The sequence below is a fragment of the Salimicrobium album genome (genome assembly GCF_900107115.1).
In the GTDB taxonomy this organism is placed as follows: domain Bacteria; phylum Bacillota; class Bacilli; order Bacillales; family Halobacillaceae; genus Salimicrobium; species Salimicrobium album.
This window is the reverse complement of sequence record NZ_FNOS01000001.1, coordinates 571,091-590,364: the sequence shown is the minus strand read 5'-3', so window position 1 is coordinate 590,364 and position 19,274 is coordinate 571,091. Positions and strand designations below refer to the sequence as shown.

Below are 19,274 nucleotides of genomic sequence, written 5' to 3'. Positions count from 1 at the left end.
ACTGCCGCTCGGGTGGTTCATTTTCTTATGGTATTGTAAAATAAGGAAAAAGGAGGAAGGCGGATGAGCATCAAGTTTATAACCGGACGTTCGGGAGCCGGAAAAAGCAACTACTTTCTGAGTGAAATCGAAGCGAAATTGCAGGAGGAGCCTGCAGGCCGCCCAATTGTATATCTTGTGCCGGACCAGATGACCTTCCAGCAGGAGTATGCGTTATTGAAACGGGGGAATATCGACGGGGCGACGAGGGCCCATGTGCTCAGTTTTTCCCGTCTCGCCTGGAAAGTGTTTCAGGAAACCGGAGGGGCGACGAGATCTTATATAAGCTCTACGGGAGTGCAAATGCTGCTCAGAAAAATCGTAGAGGAGCGCACATCCGATTGGAATGTTTTCCAAAAGGCGATGGAGAAACAGGGGTTTATTCATCAGCTGGAAGAAATGATTACGGAATTCAAAAGATATCGCGTGACTCCTGACACACTTGAATCCCAAGTGGAGGCCATGGAAGGGTATGTCCACCGGACCGCTGAAGAAAGGGCGCTGCAGGATAAACTGGAAGACCTTCATTATATCTACAGCCGTCTCACCCACTATATGGAAGGCGTCTACGTGGATGGGGAAGACCAGTTGAAGCTGCTCGGAGAGAAAATACCCCACTCTTCATTTCTTCAGGATGCAGAAGTATACATAGACGGTTTTCACAGCTTCACTCCCCAGGAGTATGAGGTTCTGCGCGAACTCTTCCAGCATGCGGAACGGGTACAGGTCACACTGACACTCGACGAAGAAGACGGAGATCCTGAGGATATCGATCTTTTTGCGGAAACGAAAGAAACCTGTTCCATTCTCAGAGAGCTGGCTGAAGAAGGGGGTGTGGAAGTGGAGGAGACGCTGACCCTTTCGAATGAACAGGGCCGTTTTCTTGATCGTAAAGCATTTCAGCACCTGGAGAATAACTTTGAAGAACGTCCTGCCCCTTCTTTCGAAGGAGACGTACCGATCGGTATTTATGAAGCTGTCCACCCCAGGGCGGAAGTGGAAGGAGCTGCCCAGGAAATCCTCCGGCTCGTCCGGGAAGACGGGTACAGGTACCGCGATATAGCAATTCTCATGCGTGATGCCGGTATGTATCACAGTTTAATCGAAACGATTTTCACCGATTATGGTATACCGGTCTTTCTTGATGAAAAGCGGACGATGCTGAACCACCCGCTCCTGGAACTGATACGTTCCGCACTTGATGTCGTAGAGGGGGGCTGGCGCTATGATGCGGTATTCCGGCTGTTGAAAACCGGTTTTATCCCTTCCGGCGATAAGAAACATCCTCTTAACGAAGAAGCCATTGATGAGTTGGAAAATTATGTTCTCGAATATGGCATCCGTTCGAGGGAGCAATGGAGATCGGCGGAGCCATGGAAATATCAGCGATTTCGGGGTTTTGAACAGGCGGCACAGACGGATGAAGAGAAACAGAAGCAGGATCGCATTAACGCATACCGTCGTCAGGTGACAGAAGCCCTCGGGAATCTGGATGACGACCTCCGGGGCAGGAAATCCAATGAAAAGAGGGCGACCGCTCTTTTTGAATGGCTGGACAGAATGGACGTTCCGGGCACGCTTGAAATATGGAGAAGTTTCTATGATGAAAACGGAGAAGTGGAGAAAGGAAGGGAGCAGGAACAGGTATGGGACAGTCTGCTTCAACTTCTCGACGAAATGGTGGAGATGATAGGGGAAGAAACTATGTCCCTTCAGGTATTCCGCCAGGCATTCGAAAGTGGTCTCGATGCCCTTACTTTCGCTCACGTACCTCCAAGTATGGATCATATCATTGTCGGAAGCGTGGACCGTTCCAGATTAAACGGCATCAAAGCCGGATTTCTTCTCGGAGTCAACGAAGGAACGTGGCCAATGAAACCTGCCGGAGACGGAATGATTTCTGAGGAAGACCGGGAACTTCTGTCCCGGCATGGAGTGGAATTAGCGGCCGGAAGTCGCGAAAGACTGCTTTACGACCGTTTCTACATGTATCTTGCAGCAACGATGCCGAGCGGGAAATTATGGGTGAGTTATCCGTTGAGTGATGAGGAAGGTAAAGCGAAGGCGGCTTCTCCTCTGATCACCCGCATTGAAGAACTCTTTCCGGCCTGCAGGGAACATGTGCTTCTTCAGGATCCGGACGATCTGGAAGAAGCCGAACGTTTTATCACGACGCCGGTCAAGACGCGATCGGCTCTCACTGCCCAGCTGGCCCGTTATATTAAAGGATACCGGATCCAGGATGCCTGGTGGGGCGTGTTGAACTGGTATATTCAGGCGGAAACGAAAGAGAGCACGACGCGAAGAGTGCTTCACAGCCTGTTTTATAAAAATGAACCCGTTCAACTCCAGCAGGAAACAGCCCGCCGCATGCATAAGAAACAGGTGAAAACGAGTGTTTCCGCCCTGGAATCTTACTACAGCTGCGGATTTCAGCACTTTGCCGGTAAAGGGCTGAATCTGGAAGAACGACGGACGTATAAATTGGACGCCCCTGATATAGGTCAGTTGTTCCACGAGGCTCTTCGGCAGATAACCGACTGGATCGGAAAGGAAGGGAAGCGGTTTTCGGAGCTGGATCGTTCCTCTGCCGAACAGTATGCGCGCCGTGCCACACAGGAACTTGCACCGGTTCTGCAGCATCAGGTGCTCAGGAGTTCGAATCGATACAGGTATATTCAGGAGAAGTTAAGTAAAGTGATTGCCCAGGCAACATATATCCTCGGAGAGCAGGCGAGACGGACGAATTTTGCTCCTGTCGGTCTTGAACTCGGTTTCGGGGAAGTGAAAGATGCAGCCCTTCCGGCTATGAGTCTGGATCTTCCGAACGGCTTCGAACTCATGCTCAGGGGAAGGATTGACCGGGTGGATCAGGCTGTGAATAATGAAGAGATGTTCCTGAGGATCATTGACTACAAGTCAAGTGCAAGAGGTCTGAATCTTTCCGATGTATATTACGGTTTATCGCTGCAGATGCTTATTTATCTCGAAGTTATATTACAGAATGCGAAAGAGTGGCTCGGGATGGAGGCGACTCCTGCGGGTGTACTGTATTTCCATGTCCATAACCCGATGATTACGGGAAAGAAAGTGCTGAACGATGAAGAACTGGAACGAGAAATAGTGAAAAGTTTTAAAATGCAGGGGCTGCTTCTGGAAGATGAAGCCGCTGTCCGTATGATGGATACAGAAACGGATAAAGGTTACAGCCCGGTGGTTCCAGCAGGATTAAAGGAAAAAGGCGGTTTTTATTCCAATTCCAAAGTGGCGGACAGGGAAAGGTTCGAAGCGCTGGACGGCTACGTTCGTAAACTGATGACGCAGGCGGGGATGGATATTACGGAAGGCAATATTCCGCTTAATCCATATCAGAAGAAACAGGAAACGGCATGCCAGTTCTGTTCCTTCCGTTCCGTCTGTCAGTTCGACCCGACTCTTGCGGAGAACCAGTACCGGAAGCTGGCCGATATGAAAGACAGCAAAGTCTGGGAGAAATTGAAAGAAAAGGGGGAAGTCGATGGTTAGCTGGACAAAAGAACAGGAAGAGGCGATTTATAATTCCGGCCATGATATTCTCGTCTCGGCAGCGGCAGGGTCGGGGAAAACAGCGGTTCTTGTAGAAAGAATCATTCAAAAGGTGATTGGCAGGCAGAACCCGGTGGATATCCACTCCCTTCTCGTAGTAACCTTCACGAACGCAGCGGCTCAGGAAATGAGGAACAGGGTGACGGAGGCGCTCGACAAAGCTCTTGAACAGTCGCCGGATTCTATCCACCTGAAAAAACAGCTGTCCCTTGTGCAGAGTGCGTCCATTTCGACACTCCATTCATTCTGTATGGAAGTGATAAGGAAACATGCATATCTCCTGGATATCGATCCTGCCTTCAGAATTGCGGATTCCGTAGAAGCGGATTTAATGAAGCAGGAAGTGCTTGAAGATCTTCTGGAAGACTGGTATGGACGGGAAGGTGAGGAGCGAACCCGGTTTTTTGACCTGGTGGACCGGTTCTCCGGGGACCGTCACGACCTGGATGTAGAGTCGCTTATCCTTCAGATGTACACGTTCTCGGAACAGCATCCGTGGCCGGAAGATTGGCTGGACCAGGTGGCAGAAATGTATAACGTTTCCGTGAATGAAGAGGTGGAAGATCTGCCCTGGTTTGTGCTGCTGAAAAGAGAAGTTCATCATCAGCTTGAAGCTATGGAAAAAGAAGCAGAAGAATTTCTTGAACTTACCCGTAAGCCGGACGGCCCTTATACATACGGGGAAACGGCAGACAAAGATCTCGCTCTTGTACGCGAAGCGAAAGCCAGCCTCGCTACATCCTGGCAGTCGCTTGAGAACTACGTGAAAGAAGCTAAGTTCCCGTCGTTGTCGAGAAAAAAATCAGACGTGACAGAGGATAAGAAAAATGAAGCGAAAGAAATACGGGAAAGATATAAGAAAAGATTCAAACAGATTCAGGAAGAATGGTTTGCACGCCCCCTTGTGAGATATCTTGAAGAAATGGGAGAGTTGTATCCGGTCATCGTTCAGCTGGGAGTTGTAGTGAAAGATTTTAAACAGCGCTACCAGGAAGCGAAGAAAGAGAAAGGGGTAGTCGATTTCTCCGACCTGGAGCATTATGCACTGGATATTTTACGGGATGAAAGTTCACAGCCGGAGCACCTCGTACCTTCACAGGTGGCGAAAAATTATCAGCGCCAGTTTGCGGAAGTACTCGTAGATGAGTACCAGGACACGAATCTGGTACAGGAGACGCTCCTTAAACTATTGACTGCCGACGACGAGGCGGGAGATTTGTTTATGGTGGGGGATGTGAAACAGAGTATATACCGTTTCCGGCACGCGGAACCTTCCCTGTTTCTCCAGAAGTACAGCCGTTTCCAGGAGAAAGAAGAAGACGGGGAGAGAATAGATCTGGCTAAAAACTTCCGCAGCCGGACCCAGGTGCTCGATGCAACGAACTACCTTTTTCGCCAAATTCTCGACGAAGAGGTCGGGGAGATGGAGTATGAGAAAGAAGCCGAACTGATTTACGGGAACACCTCCTACGACGAATGGTTCAAAGAAGACACGAGTACGGAACTTCTGTTAATTGACCGGGAAGAAGCAGAAGAAGAGCAAGAGGACATGGAAGAAGATTACCGTGATCTGGAAAAGGCGCAGCTTGAAGCCCGGGCTTACGCAGGGAAAATCAGAGAGTGGCTCGGGTACGATGGCAACGAGCCGATGCAGGTAATGGATAAAGAAACAGGTATGCCGAGACCTCTTAAATTCAGAGATATAGTATTTCTCCAACGTTCCATGGCGTGGGCACCGGTTATAATGGATGAACTCAAACAGCAGGGGATACCGGTCTACGCAGAGCTTTCCACCGGTTATTTCGAAGCGATTGAAATCCGGGTAATGATCAGCCTGCTGAAGATTATTGATAATCCGAAACAGGATATCCCGCTGGCTTCGGTCCTCAGGTCTCCGATTGTCGGACTGGACGAGGACGAGCTTGCACGCATCCGTCTGGAAGACAAGCGGACAAATTATTATGAAGCTGTTAAATTGTATACTGCTAAAGAAACGGATTCGTTAAGCGGAAAACTGGACCGGTTTCTGGTTATGCTCCATGACTTCCGGGAGCGGGCAAGACAGGAAGCCCTGTCGGAACTGATCTGGTACATTTACCGTGAGACCGGATATTACGATTTCACAGGTGGTATGCCCGGCGGACGGCAGCGTCAGGCGAATCTGCGGGCACTTTATGACCGTGCCCGATCCTATGAGAATACATCTTTCCGCGGGCTGTTCCGTTTCCTGCGTTTCATTGAAAGAATGGAAGAAAGGGGAGACGATCTTGGAGCGGCCCGGGCTCTTGGAGAGCAGGAAGATGTCGTGCGGATTATGACGATCCACAAAAGTAAGGGGCTGGAGTTTCCGGTGGTCATTCTCGGAGGTATTGATAAGCAGTTCAATATGAAAGATCTTAATTCCCGGTATTTACTCCACAAAGATCTCGGTTTCGGGTCGAAATACATCGACCCCGAAAAAAGGCTCACTTACCCGACGATCGCTTATCACGCTTTGCGCGAAAAGAAAAAAAGAGAGATGCTCGCCGAGGAAATGCGAGTGCTCTACGTGGCTCTTACGCGGGCCAAGGAAAAACTGGTGCTTGTCGGAAATGTGGCTTCTTTTCAGGCAAAACAGGAGGAATGGAAGCGGTTTGTCCGCTATGAACCATGGACACTGCCGGCAGCTGACAGGCTGAGCGCGAAATCGTACCTCGACTGGATCGGTCCTTCTCTTGTCCGACATCAGCAGGCCCAGATTCTTACGGCCGGGGAAGTGGAGGTGGCAACTTCTTCCGCCATTCACAAGGATGAATCACAATGGTCTGTCGGAGTCATCCACGGCAGAGAATTAACCGGTACAGCAAAGGAAAGGGAACATCGGGATGATACAGTGAAAGAATCCGTTCTTAAGTGGGCTCCTGTTGATCATGAAATAGAACCGTTCGTTGAGAAAAGATTGGGTTATCGCTACCCTCACGAGCAGGCGGCAAGACGACGCGCTAAACAGACGGTAACAGAAATCAAGAGGAAACAGGAAGTGGATGAATATGCCGATACGACTCTCGTTCTTCCTTACCGGCCTCCGATGAGAAAGAGACCTAAATTTATGCAGCAGGAAAAAGCGCTCACTGCTGCCGAGCGGGGGACGGCTATGCACACCGTGATGCAGCATATTTCTCTAAAACCACATACCCCCCCGGAAGTGGAAGAATTCACCGAAAAACTTATTGCCCGGGAAATAATAACACGTCAGGAAGCAGACGCAATCGATGCCGAAGCCATTTCCCGTTTTTTTGATACAGAAACGGGAAAAACAGTGATCGCCGAACCGGGAGTGGAACGTGAAGCAGCTTTCAACTATATGCTACCTGCAAAAGAAGTATATAACGACTGGGAGGAAGACGATAACGACCGGGTATTTATCCAGGGGATCGTGGATCTTCTCATCCCTTATAAAGATGGATATATTCTGCTTGACTACAAAACGGACAGTCTGAGCGGAAAGGAAACGGAACAAGAGCTTTCTTCCCGTTACCGTACCCAGCTCTCCCTTTACGCAAAAGCGATTGAAGATATAAGAAAAAGGAAAGTGTACAGAAGTGTGCTTTACTTTTTCGATGCAGCAAAAGTTGTGGAGGTGAAAGGGGATTGAAGTGATGGAGGATATTTGTGAGTTGTGCTGGCGCTTCCCGGTAAAAACGACAGAGCACCATCTTATCCCTAAACAGCATGGGGGCGTACACGGACCGACAGCTCAATTATGTACTGCCTGCCATCGTCAGATCCATGCACTTTTTTCCAGCCGGGAACTGGCCCGGTTCTATAACCGGATTGAACGGATCCAGGACCACCCTGATATGAAAAAGTATGTGAAATGGGTGCAGAAGCAGGATCCGGCTAAAAGAGTCACTACGAAAAAAGCAAATAGAAGGAAGTAAGGGGGGAAGATTATGTCGAAGGGAGGTCCAATTGCAGAGAAGGAGCGTCTGGAATGGGTGGATGTCGTCAGAGGCCTCGCGATATTCGGTATTTTTATGGTGAACGCTCCGGCGTTTAATGCTCCTTTCTTTCTATATGGAGGAGGAGAGGAGTACTTTTCTTCAGAAATGAGCGGAGTAATCCGGGCGATCATCGATATCTTCTTCCAGGCGAGTTTTTACACGCTTTTTGCTCTTATGTTCGGGTTTGGCCTGCAAATGATGAGAGACCGGCTGGTAGAAAAAGGTGTAAGTTATGAACCCGTTTTACAGCGAAGGATGTTTTTCCTTTTTCTTTTCGGAATCATTCATGCTTTTCTTATCTGGCATGGAGACATACTGCTCACCTATAGCATTCTTGGGATGATTCTTCTGCTATTTATGAAAGTGAAGAACCGGACACTGCTTCGTTTCGCTTTCGGAATGCTGGCTGCCGTAACGTTACCATTCACTTTACTGCTTTATGCAGCCAGAGATTTCAATGTGGCTATGGTAAACAGGGAAGCTATACAGGAGGCAATGACTAGTTATGGTAACGGGGCGCTAGGGGAGATTTGGGCGCAGAATTTGACGGACTGGTGGTATACGAACAGCCCGGGGAATTGGCCGTTTTTAATCATGAGCATGCTTCCGATGATGCTGTTCGGAATGTACATTGCGAGAAAAAGGTGGCTTCATGAACCGGAGAATTACAGAAATGAAATGCGGAGCTGGTGGGTAGTGACCGGTATATTGTTTTTCATATTCAAGGTCGGCCCTTATTTCTTCGGCAGCCCCGGCTGGTTCGATCTGGCTCAGGATAATATCGGCGGGTCCGCCTCGGCTGTGTTCTATGTACTATCTATTACCATGTTGTATAGAGGTTCGGTCAGACGGGCGATACGTCCGCTTAGATGGGTAGGGAGGATGTCGCTTACCAACTATATATTGCAGTCGGTTGTAAGCTTCATCGCTTTTTACTCTGTCGGTTTCGGATTCTACGGGGAAGTGTCGCCGCTGCAGAGTACCGTTTTTGTCCTGAGCGTCTTCTTTCTCCAGGTCGTCATAAGCGGATGGTGGCTGAAAAAACACCGGTATGGTCCGGTGGAATGGTTATGGAGAAGAGGGACGTATAAAACTGACATATAGAGTTTTTCGAAAGAAAAAAGCGGCTTCTGTCCGGGACAGAAGCCGTTTCTTCGTTTTCGTGACATTAAACGCTCAGAACCTCTTTGATATGAGAGATAGCCCAGTTCAGATCTTCTTCAGAAATGACCAGAGGTGGAGCGAAACGAATTACGTTTTCGTGCGTTTCTTTACAGAGAAGTCCTTTTTCTTTCAGTTCTTCACAGTATTTACGCGCAGGTTCGGTAAGTTCTACACCGATGAAGAGGCCTTTTCCCCGCACTTCTTTTATGATGGAACTGTCGATGGATTTTAACTCTTCCATCATATGATTGCCAAGTCTAAGCGAGCGGTCGGCTAGATTTTCGTCTTCTATTACCTGGAGAGAAGCGAGAGATACGGCTGATGCAAGCGGGTTACCTCCGAACGTGGACCCATGGGAACCCGGATTGAATACTCCGAGAATATCCTTGTTGGATACTACACAGGAAATAGGGAACACACCGCCGCCGAGGGCTTTACCGAGAATAAGCATATCCGGATTTACGTCTTCCCAGTCACATGCAAACATCTTTCCGGTTCTCGCAAGGCCGGCCTGGATTTCGTCTGCGATAAACAGAACATTTTCTTCATTGCAAAGATCGGATGCTTCTTTCAGGAAACCTTCCGGTGGCATAACGATTCCCGCTTCTCCCTGGATGGGTTCAAGAAGGAAAGCGGCTGTATTATCTGTAATCGCTTCCCGAAGAGCTTCGATGTCACCGTAAGGGACTAATTTGATACCCGGGAGAGCAGGACCGAAGCCACGTTTGTTATCCTCGTCCGAGGAGAGGGAAACAGCAGCCATCGTCCGTCCGTGGAAGTTACCGGTGCAGGCGATGATCTCCGCATTGTCTTCTTCCACACCTTTTACATCGTAGGCCCAGCGGCGTGCTGCTTTAAGAGCGGTCTCTACGGCTTCTGCCCCTGTGTTCATAGGAAGAGCCATTTCTTTATTAGTGATTTTACAGATCTTTTCATACCAGGGGCCTAGCTGGTCGTTATGAAAAGCGCGGGATGTAAGAGTCACCCGGTCGGCCTGGTCTTTCAACGCCTGAATGATTTTAGGGTGGCGGTGTCCCTGGTTAACGGCCGAATAGGCACTAAGCATATCCATATAACGGTTACCTTCCGGATCTTTTACCCATACTCCTTCTGCTTCCGAAATGACTACAGGAAGCGGGTGATAGTTTTTGGCACCATATTCTTGCGTCTGATCAATGATTTGTTGACTGTTACGAGACATACAGGACCTCCTTTGAATCTTTATAACAATACCTTTTCATTATAACAGGTTTTTCTACTGATTTCTCCAGCCGGTTTTCATTGGGAATCAGTCGGGAGAAGTGATACGATAAGTAAAGAAAGGAGGATGATGAAATGACTCATCTACATATTTTTTCATGGGTGCTGGCTTTAGCACTTCTTGCGCTGGTGTCAACGTTTTTAAATTCGGGAAACTTAAAGCCTGCCAAGATTTCTCACATGATTCTACGCTTAGACTATTTACTGATTCTTTATTCCGGAGGGGACCTGTTCGCTTCTTACTCCAGCTACGGTCCGGCAGTTATCATTAAACTTCTGGTCGGAATCTGGGTAATCGCCTCCATAGAGATGGTGGCTGTCAAAAAGAAAAAAGGCAAAAATGTTACGAGCTGGTGGATACAACTTACCATTTCCGTACTATTGGCGCTTTTCCTCGGTTTCGTAATGCTGCCGATGGGTTTATTGCCATAATCGTAAATTCAATAAAAAAGGAGTGGTCCGGACCAGCGGACCACTCCTTTTTTATTGTGATAAGGGGGCAGACACGGGGAAGTGCCTGCTACTATGTTCAAGGTTATGGCGAGGAATCACCCTCACCTGTAATGATAATCATTCTCATTTGTAAAGTCAATGAATTTTTTGAAAATATTTATAGCGGATAGAATTGAATTTCTGCAATAGGTGGAAGAGTTCGAGACATCGAAAAGAGCTGTGAAGAAAGTGTGGACGGTTTACACTCTTTTCAATCTGAAAGAGTATTTATATAAAGATAATAGTTGACGGTAAAGGTGCTGGAAGGATAACCTTTAATAATGATTGAAAATTTGAGGGGGTAGGACAGATGAGAAGAATGACAGGTCTTATGCTCATTCTTTCGTCTCTTCTTTTTTGGGTACTTCCCACACCGGCTACGGCAGAAGAAGGAGAGAATTGGAAAGGTGAAAGTATTTATTACATAACGGTGGACCGTTTCATGAACGGTAAGACCGCTAACGATAAGAACCTGGAGACCGGTAAAGAAAACGGGTATCACGGTGGTGATCTCCAGGGCGTCACAGAGAAACTGGACTATATCAAGGATCTCGGATTTACGACAATCTGGTTATCGCCGCTGATGAGTTCGTCGGACTTTGAAGGATACGAGGTTAAAGATTACAAAAAAGTGGATGAACACTTAGGTACAATGAAAGAAGTCCGGACCCTTACCGAAGAAGCCCATGATCGAGATATGAAAGTGATTATGGATATGCCACTGATGGACATTGACGAAGATCATCCATGGGTGGAGAAAGGTTTCACGGAACGCTCCGGAAACGGGGAGGTTAAGGTGAAGGAAACCGGCGAGGATGTACAAAAAGAAATAAGTTCGATTCTTTCGTACTGGAAACAAGAAGCGGGACTGGACGGCTTCGGTTTTCCGGAAGTGGAAGAGGCCAGTCCGGACTTTTGGCAAAAAACTTTAAGCAATGTTACGGATACGGTACTGATCGGCAAGGGGGAAGATTCTTCCTATAGCAAAACAGGTTTTGACATATGGTATGATGAATCGTATCAGGAAGCGATCTCCGAAAGTTTTTCGGGCACAGGTAACATAGAACTGCCGGTTCCTGAGAAAGAGGGCACTACCGCCAGTGCTGTCGATTTTCACGATACGAGGCGTTTTACGACGTTAGCTCAGGAGTCGGGATTTAATCCGGTGACGAGATGGAAACTGGCTCTGACGCAACTGTATACCGATCACGATGTAGCCGTAGTGCAATATGGAACAGCGATTCCGATGGGGGAAAAGCCGGGAATCGGGAATTTACCGATGATGAATTTTGGTGGAACAGACGAAGAAGTAACCAGAAGGATAAATAAGTTGAACGCGATGCAAAATGAGTTTCCGTCGTTTGCGAAAGGTGAAGTGCAGAAAGTGTACAACGAAGGCGGTATGGAAGTATTTAAAATCGACGGGGAGAAAACAATGCTTGTAGCCGTAAACAATTCGGAGGAAACGAAAAGCGGCATTGTAACTTCGCTCGGAGACAACAAACAGTTGCGCGGCCTGATGCATGACGGTTTTCTCAGACAGTCAGATGATGGGAAGTACCGGGTAGTGCTGGAACGTGAGACCGCCGATGTGTTCGTCGTGGAAGATTCGGCAGGGATCAACTGGTTATTCGTCGGTTTTGTCGTAAGCGTTATGGCTATTTTCGTTATCTTTGTTATAATGACAATGGTTAGAAACAGAAAACAAAAAATCAACGGACACTGAGCGTCGTGTTCGTTGATTTTTTTACCTTTTGCTCCATAAATGAGGAGTTGTTACCTGTACTCTTCATTTATAAAAAAGAGTGCTATCGTTCCCGGGCCGGCATGGGCTCCGATAGCTGCACCCACCATATCTATATGAATGTCCGCAGGGGAGAATCTTTCTTCGATCATAGAGGCGAGCTGCTTGGCTCTCTCTTCGCTATCTCCGTGACTGATTGCGATACGCTGGCGTTTCAGGTCTTTTCCGCGCTCTTCCATCAGTTCAATCATGCGCTTAAATACTTTCTTCTGACCGCGGATCTTCTCAAGGGGCACAAGGTTCCCGTCGTCGACGTGCAGAAGAGGTTTAATTTTAAGAAGACTGCCGACGAAAGCCTCTGCTTTGGTTACCCGACCACCACGCTGAAGGTATGAAAGGTCGTCTACTGTAAATAAATGTTCCATATGTTTGGAGTGGTAGGAAACGAGGGATATAAGATCCCGCAGCGTCGCGTTTTTCCGACTCTCTTCCGCTGCTCTTAGCACGATGAGTCCGTACCCGAGAGAGGCGGCTTTCGTGTCGATTACTGCAAATTTGGCCTTCGGGTATTCTTCTTTCAGCTCCTGCTCCACTACTTTTGCCGACTGATAAGTCCCGGAGAGGGCGGAGGAAAAAGCGATGTATAGAAATGGCTGATCGGCGGCAATTTTTTCGGTGAAGAGTTCGCGGAAGTCCTGGGCCGTCACCTGTGACGTCTTCGGAGCTTCCCCTTCTCTCATCGCATCATACACTTCTTTGGGAGAAAGGTCCTGACCATCTTCATGCTCTTTGCCTTTAAGAAGAACTTTCAACGATACGCGATCCACTCCGTATTCGCTCAATGTAGCTTCTGAAAGGTCACTTGCAGAATCGCAGATGATTTGTACGCTCATTTTTTCACCTTCATTCTATTAGAGTGAGTTCTATGTTAAGTTTATGTCTAAGAAGTTATTTAGTCAAAGTATACCATATGTTCATTTCAGTAATAATAATCTATAATTAAAAAAGACAGGGGGGAGCACCATGTTTACATTTGAAACGAAAAGGATCATCGTCGTTATTATAGGTGCACTGTTTAACGCAGTCAGCCTGAACTTATTTCTCATAGAAGCAAATGTTTACGCAAGCGGTTTTACCGGTATGGCCCAGCTCTTAACGAGTATCATTCAGGATTTTCTGGACATCCATTTTATCAGCACCGGAATCATATTATTTATTCTGAACATACCTGTTGCGATACTCGGTTGGCTGAAAGTAGGAAAAGGGTTTACTGTGTACAGCGCAATATCAGTGGCTTTTACGACATTTTTCCTCGAAGTTATACCGCTTTTGCAATTGTCGGAGGACATTATACTTAACGCTGTGTTCGGTGGCGTGCTCGGGGGTGTCGGTGTAGGTATCACCCTTAAATGGGGGGCGTCCACCGGAGGGCTTGATATTATCGCTATGGTCCTCTCCCGGATGAAAGACCGGCCGATCGGCACTTATTTCCTTATAATCAACAGTGCTATCATCGCCGTAGCCGGTCTGATTTATAAACCGGAAAACGCTTTATATACTTTGCTGACTCTATACGTTACGACGCGGGTGATTGATGCAATACATACCCGTCATGAAAAACTGACAGCGATGATTATTACTTCGAAGGCAGAAGATATGGAAGAGGCAATCCACGCTCAGGTGGTCCGGGGTATTACTACGTTACCGGCAAGAGGGGCTTTCACCGGTGAGGACAAAAATATGCTGATAATGGTTATCTCCCGCTACGAGCTTTACGATCTTCAACATATTATTCACGATGTCGATGACCGGGCGTTCACCAATATTGTCCAGACCACCGGTGTCTTCGGCTTCTTCCGAAAAGAATGAAAATAAGGTACATTAGTAAAGTAGTATAACAGTCCTGTAAGGGGGAAATGAAATGAAAAAATGGTGGATGGCAATTCTGATCACAGGAGTTATTGGTCTTTCGGCGTGTGGAGCCGATGAAACGGGTAAGACAGAAGAAAAGAAAAATGAGGAAGAGAGCGAACAGCAGAGTAACGGAGAAAATGAAGAAAAGAAAAACGAGAAAGAAAGTGCACAGCAGAATAACGAAGGAAATGAAGAAAAGAAAACGAGTGACGAGAGTAACGGACAGGTACTGGCTGAACAGCTTGCAGTGAAAAGCAGTGTTGAAACTTCAGGGAAAAAAGCCGATATCAGTTTCTCTTTGACGAATGAAGGTGAAGAAGCTGTAGAAGCAGGATTCCTGTCGGGACAGCAGTTCGATGTCCGCGTAACGGATCAAAATGGTGAAAATGTGTACACTTTTTCTGCTGATCGCTCATTTACACAGGCTAAAACATCCGAAAATATAGAAGCCGGACAAAAGCTTGAGAATGCAGTAGAGTGGAAAGAGAACGTGACGCCTGGAGAATATGAAGCGACGGTGACATTTCTGGTCAATACGGTAAACGGTGATAAAGTGAAGGACATGGAGTTTACTTCCACTTCAGCTTTCACTATCGAGAAACAGAAAGAAAGTTCTTCCGAAGAGTCAGGAAGTGCTGAGGGAGAAGGAACTGAACAAGGTACAGAGGAAGAAGGAGACCCGGAACCATCCGAGCCATCGAGTTCTGTGGAAGGCAATGACGCTTTTCGTAACCTTGAACTGTCCGGGGAAAAAGGAAACTATACAGTGAGCGGGGAAGCCCGCGTTTTCGAAGGAGACTTCCTCTACAGAGTAGAAGACGGTCATAATGAACTGATTTCGGAAACGACTGTTCAAGTGGATGCGGGGGCGCCGAACTGGTCGCAATTTGAGCTCGCCATTTCCATCCCTGAATCTGAGTTGCCGGATTCCGGAGCAATTACGCTTATGATTTACGACAGAAATGCCAAGGACAATGAACCTGTGAACGTTAATTACGTACCTCTTGACCGATTCGGGGAAGAATGAGCCCGGAAAGACGGATAAAGTAAAAGAAGACTCTGAGACAGCCTTTCTGTCTCAGAGTCTTCTTAATAGCCGGCTTCTTTGACTGCAGCTTCCACTTTCGGAGTCAGCTGATCCCAGTCGGCATCCGGTTTTTTATTGACAGTAATGAAATTTTGGAAGCCGAATACGTTATCGACTCCTTCGAGTTCCATCAGTGCATTCATAATCGGGAAATCGCTCGTCTGTCCCGGCATTACGGACACACTTCCATCCCCGGGGAAAATACGGGAATCCGTCGTGAATTTTCTGGCATTGGGATTCGGTGTTTCTTCTACAACTACGCCCATTTAAAAAACCTCCTTGTAACCTTTGTACTTATTCATTTTAGCAGAAAAAGGGCGGGAGCAAAACGAAGAAACAAAACATTCTATTCGTTGCGAAGGTTTGTGGTACAATAAAAACACTTTTTGAGTAGTAATAGAGGTGAACATATGAAGAACAGACTTAAAGAAACGCTGGAAGAAATTAAGGAAAACGACTATACTCTTCCTGAACGCGTCAACCAGCAGGAAATAACGACAGTGATGCTCCAGAATATGGGGGCGGTGGACCCTTATTTACGTTCGGAACTTATTCATAATATATTGTCCACTTTCATCCAAAGAGAAAAATACTCAGATCAGCAGCTTAGAAATATGCTCACATCTCTGATGAATAAAAATTATTTATTTTATAGAATCAATACGTCCAAACAGGAAGAAGACGCTGTGTTCCGTCGCAGTTATTCAGTATTACTCATGTCCCCCATCCTCTCTCGACATTCAAGTAACGCTTTCCTTTCCGAGGAAAATATACACCGGGTATGGGAAAACCTGAAAAAATACATGAAGCAGGAACAGGATCATCGCGGTTACGTGAAAGGAAAAGGCTGGGTGCATACGATGGCTCACGCCGGCAAAGCACTTAACAGCCTGTCCGCCTGCGCGTGTATTACAGGGGAGGAAGTGAAAGGAATGCTGCCGATCATCCGTGAACAATTTCTCATAGACAGACCCTACCTGTTCGATGAAGAAGAGCATATGGTGACTGCGATTATAACTATGTTCGATAAGATAGAAAAAGAAGAGAAGGTCGCGTGGCTATGGACTTTCCTCTATGAACGGGAAAATTGGAAGGATCCGGAGGAAGATCTTATCATTAATAACGGTAAGCATCTGCTCCGCGCTCTTTATTTCCGACTGATTGATGAAGAGGAAGAAGAAATTTGTGAGGTTTTACTTCAGATATTAAGGGAATTGAGAACTCAGGAGCACTACTAAAAGGAGGGGACGGGCATGATCAAAAAAATCGGAGCGTGGATCGGCACTATTGCAGGTGTCGCTCTTGGAGGTTTTCTTTACGGCATAGAGAAGATTTTTGGTCTTTCCGTCTACACCCTTCTGATGAACGTGGATTTTATTCCGGGAGTCCGTCATGCGATGGGTCACCCTGCACTGGAATGGATGCTTCATCTATCTGTCTCTTTGAGCATAGGTTTTATTTTCGTTTATATAGTTGAAAAGAGAAAAGCCTGGGACTCGACATTCCGTTTTGTACTTTCAGGGCTGCTGTCCGCAGGCGCTGCACTTACGTATGTGCCGCTGACTCTTCTCGCTATACAGGAAACCCCCTCGCTTCGGGACGGGAAGGCAATTTCTCTCTGGCTTGCAGGACATGCCGTATTCGGATTGGTCCTGTCGGGCAGTTATGATGTGCTGAAATGGAAAGACCGCCCTGCTGCTGTCTGACAGAGAAAAAAAGATGAGGAGTCAGTTTACAGGTGGCTGCCTTTTTTCAGAGTAGATACCAGGTTGATATAATAAATTAAGAAGTCCTGGCGTGATCAGCATGCCAGGACTTCTCTTTCATACCATCAAGCAATTATCGTATGGAAGGTTTCATTTGAAAATAACTGTTAAGGAAATGGGCGATGCCGTCTTCTTCGTTAGAAGCGGTCGTTTCATCGGCAATTGATTTAAGCCCGTCAATCGCATTCCCCATCGCCACTCCTGTGCCGGCGTAATCTATCATTTCGAAGTCGTTGTCCTCATCACCGAAAGCTATAATCCTCTCGCGTGGTATGCGGTAGTAGTGGGCAATCTTATGAAGTCCTACCGCTTTGTTCAATCCTGACCGGACAATTTCGATAACGTGCCATGGAGCGCCCCATCGCCTATGATCGATGGCTTCGGCATGTTTGTCGAGCTCTTCGCGGATATACTTCACTTTTTCCATGTCTCCTTCTTTCGGTTGAATAAGCAGGGACGTGGGATCGGTTTTCAAATGGTTGGTGAGCGGGCCCACGGTTACGGGATGTTCGTTCGTATCGAATATTTTCATCATGTCTTCGTCGTAATAATGAAGGTGGACGTGATCCTTTACTTCGGCGAGAATATTCTTCACACCCATTTCGTTTGCCATGTGGATGATCTCTCTTGCTTTTCGTAAAGGGAGAGGGGAGTGGATAGCATCCCACTTCTGGTTCAGTGGATGGTGGATAAGTGCCCCGTTGAAGTTCACCATCGGAGTATCCAGTCCAAGTTCGTGATAATATTTAATACTGGCCCTGTGCGGACGGCCGGTAGATATAACTACGATATGGCCCTCCTGAATAATCTGTTGTACGGCTGCCTTCGTACTGGGACTGATCGTTTTTTCATCTGTGAGAAGTGTTCCGTCCAAGTCCAGCGCAATTATATGTTTATTCATTTCGTCACCTCGACTATTGGAAATATGTAAAACTTTCCAATGAAATTTGTGAATGTTACTATTAACTGAGAATATTCGTATTTTACCAAAGTAAATTAAGAAAAGAAAGGAAAGAGCCAATGATTTCAGTACAACGCGAGTCATGGAGAGGAATTCCGCTTCTGCACGTCACCGAAGCGGCGAAACAGGGAGAACCGCTCCCGGTATTTACATATTTCCACGGATTCACTTCCGCCAAAGAACACAACTTACCACAGGCTTATCTGCTTGCGGAGAAAGGGTACCGTGTGCTGCTCCCGGACAGTCTGTACCACGGAGAGCGCGAAGAAAAACTGCACCAGCAGCAGCTCAATCTCAAATTCTGGGATATTGTTTACCAAAACCTGAAAGAACTCCAGGTTCTGTATGATGAACTGGAAATCCGTGATCTGCTGGAAGGGGACCGTTTCGGAGTCGGCGGTACTTCCATGGGCGGCATTACGACTACGGCGGCTTTGACGATGTACCCGTGGATAAATGCGGCCTGCGTCATGATGGGATCTCCGAAACCGGTAGAGTTTTCAAAAAAGATAATAGAGGACGTAAGAGCAAGTGGAGGAGAGCTTCCTGTCAGCGACGAAGAATTGAACAGTCTGTACTGGGCGCTTTCTACGATAGATCTCTCGCTTCATCCTGAGAAATTGAAGGAGAGACCGCTTTTCTTCTGGCATGGAGATGCGGATCCTGTCGTGCCGTTCACTCACAGCTATGAGTTTTACAACGAAGTGGAGTGTCAATACAGAAACAAGCAGGCGATCCGTCATCTCAAAGAACCGGGGAGGGATCACAAAGTAAGCCGGAGTGGTATTCTGGAGATGACGAAGTGGCTTGAAAAAATATTGTAGCGAAAAATTTAACGTTCGCTCTATTTTTCGTTATAATACGTATAAGAAGATAAGAAGGAGGCTGAATAATGACTACTGCAATCGAAGAAAACGCAATGGGTGCTCTTGAAAACGTTATTGACCCGGAACTTGGTATCGACATCGTGAACTTAGGCCTGGTATATGGCGTAGACGTAGATGAAAATAATAAGGCGGTCGTTACGATGACCCTTACTGCGATGGGATGCCCATTGGCAGGACACATCGAGCAGGATGTAAAACGCGCTTTATCCGATCTCCCTGAAATTGATGAAATTCAGGTGAATATCGTATGGAACCCGCCGTGGAGCAAAGATCGCATGAGCCGCTATGCGAAGATAGCTCTTGGTATCCCGGATTGATTTATACGAAATCAAAAAATTCCCCCCGAAGGCTGCGTGCTAGTACAGACGCTTTCCTCCGGAGGGAATTTTTTA

General features: G+C 47.1%; 16 protein-coding genes. 12 read left to right on the top strand and 4 right to left on the bottom strand.

Going from position 1 to position 19,274, the window contains the following annotated elements:
- The first annotated feature begins 63 nt into the window (after positions 1-63).
- From addB to BLU03_RS02890, 4 genes are read left to right on the top strand one after another with little or no spacing between them, the layout of a single operon-like run.
- Entirely contained in the window at positions 64-3,564 is a 3,501-nt protein-coding gene (gene addB, locus BLU03_RS02905) for a helicase-exonuclease AddAB subunit AddB (RefSeq protein WP_093105464.1), read from the top strand.
- Positions 3,557-7,258 (top strand): helicase-exonuclease AddAB subunit AddA, encoded by a 3,702-nt coding sequence (gene addA / locus BLU03_RS02900; RefSeq protein WP_093105461.1) that lies wholly within the window; start codon positions 3,557-3,559, stop codon positions 7,256-7,258. Before addB ends, addA begins: the two co-directional genes overlap by 8 nt.
- Positions 7,259-7,262: 4 nt before the next feature.
- Entirely contained in the window at positions 7,263-7,544 is a 282-nt protein-coding gene (locus BLU03_RS02895) for an HNH endonuclease (RefSeq protein ID WP_176765384.1), read from the top strand.
- A 12-nt stretch (positions 7,545-7,556) separates the two neighbouring features.
- Positions 7,557-8,711 (top strand): DUF418 domain-containing protein, encoded by a 1,155-nt coding sequence (locus BLU03_RS02890; RefSeq protein WP_093105458.1) that lies wholly within the window; start codon positions 7,557-7,559, stop codon positions 8,709-8,711.
- A 64-nt stretch (positions 8,712-8,775) separates the two neighbouring features.
- Here BLU03_RS02890 and BLU03_RS02885 read toward each other — a convergent pair whose 3' ends face one another.
- Positions 8,776-9,972 (bottom strand): ornithine--oxo-acid transaminase, encoded by a 1,197-nt coding sequence (locus BLU03_RS02885; protein ID WP_093105456.1) that lies wholly within the window; start codon positions 9,970-9,972, stop codon positions 8,776-8,778.
- Positions 9,973-10,106: 134 nt separating this feature from the next.
- Between BLU03_RS02885 and BLU03_RS02880 the strand changes: the two genes are divergently transcribed.
- Together BLU03_RS02880 and BLU03_RS02875 are read left to right on the top strand one after the other, a co-directional pair.
- Positions 10,107-10,463 (top strand): YisL family protein, encoded by a 357-nt coding sequence (locus BLU03_RS02880; protein ID WP_093105453.1) that lies wholly within the window; start codon positions 10,107-10,109, stop codon positions 10,461-10,463.
- Between the two features lie 370 nt (positions 10,464-10,833).
- On the top strand, positions 10,834-12,249 hold the full coding sequence (locus BLU03_RS02875) for an alpha-amylase family glycosyl hydrolase (RefSeq protein WP_093105450.1): 1,416 nt from the start codon (positions 10,834-10,836) through the stop codon (positions 12,247-12,249).
- 50 nt (positions 12,250-12,299) lie between these two features.
- Here BLU03_RS02875 and BLU03_RS02870 read toward each other — a convergent pair whose 3' ends face one another.
- Positions 12,300-13,160 (bottom strand): DegV family protein, encoded by an 861-nt coding sequence (locus BLU03_RS02870; RefSeq protein ID WP_008590126.1) that lies wholly within the window; start codon positions 13,158-13,160, stop codon positions 12,300-12,302.
- Positions 13,161-13,290: 130 nt separating this feature from the next.
- Here BLU03_RS02870 and BLU03_RS02865 point away from each other — a divergent pair, with 130 nt between their 5' ends.
- Together BLU03_RS02865 and BLU03_RS02860 are read left to right on the top strand one after the other, a co-directional pair.
- The gene (locus BLU03_RS02865) at positions 13,291-14,136 is read left to right on the top strand and encodes a YitT family protein (protein WP_008590123.1); all 846 of its coding nucleotides are present in this window, start codon (positions 13,291-13,293) and stop codon (positions 14,134-14,136) included.
- A 52-nt stretch (positions 14,137-14,188) separates the two neighbouring features.
- Positions 14,189-15,208 (top strand): BsuPI-related putative proteinase inhibitor, encoded by a 1,020-nt coding sequence (locus BLU03_RS02860; RefSeq protein WP_093105447.1) that lies wholly within the window; start codon positions 14,189-14,191, stop codon positions 15,206-15,208.
- A 62-nt stretch (positions 15,209-15,270) separates the two neighbouring features.
- Here BLU03_RS02860 and BLU03_RS02855 read toward each other — a convergent pair whose 3' ends face one another.
- Positions 15,271-15,534, bottom strand: coding sequence for a NifU N-terminal domain-containing protein (locus tag BLU03_RS02855; protein ID WP_076569138.1), 264 nt, complete (start codon positions 15,532-15,534; stop codon positions 15,271-15,273).
- Positions 15,535-15,678: 144 nt separating this feature from the next.
- On the opposite strand from BLU03_RS02855, the gene BLU03_RS02850 reads away from it, so the two are divergent.
- Complete coding sequence (locus BLU03_RS02850) at positions 15,679-16,506, top strand: DUF2785 domain-containing protein (protein ID WP_008590116.1); 828 nt, start codon at positions 15,679-15,681, stop codon at positions 16,504-16,506.
- A gap of 15 nt (positions 16,507-16,521) precedes the next feature.
- On the top strand, positions 16,522-16,974 hold the full coding sequence (locus BLU03_RS02845; protein ID WP_008590113.1) for a hypothetical protein: 453 nt from the start codon (positions 16,522-16,524) through the stop codon (positions 16,972-16,974).
- Positions 16,975-17,107: 133 nt separating this feature from the next.
- Here BLU03_RS02845 and BLU03_RS02840 read toward each other — a convergent pair whose 3' ends face one another.
- Positions 17,108-17,935 carry a Cof-type HAD-IIB family hydrolase gene (locus tag BLU03_RS02840; RefSeq protein WP_076569142.1) on the bottom strand — a complete coding sequence of 276 codons (828 nt, stop codon included), beginning with the start codon at positions 17,933-17,935 and terminating at the stop codon, positions 17,108-17,110.
- 119 nt (positions 17,936-18,054) lie between these two features.
- On the opposite strand from BLU03_RS02840, the gene BLU03_RS02835 reads away from it, so the two are divergent.
- Together BLU03_RS02835 and BLU03_RS02830 are read left to right on the top strand one after the other, a co-directional pair.
- Positions 18,055-18,819, top strand: coding sequence for an alpha/beta fold hydrolase (locus tag BLU03_RS02835; protein WP_093105445.1), 765 nt, complete (start codon positions 18,055-18,057; stop codon positions 18,817-18,819).
- Positions 18,820-18,887: 68 nt separating this feature from the next.
- Positions 18,888-19,199: a metal-sulfur cluster assembly factor gene (locus BLU03_RS02830; RefSeq protein WP_008590109.1), complete on the top strand. Its 312-nt coding sequence runs from the start codon at positions 18,888-18,890 to the stop codon at positions 19,197-19,199.
- The last annotated feature ends 75 nt before the right edge of the window (positions 19,200-19,274 follow it).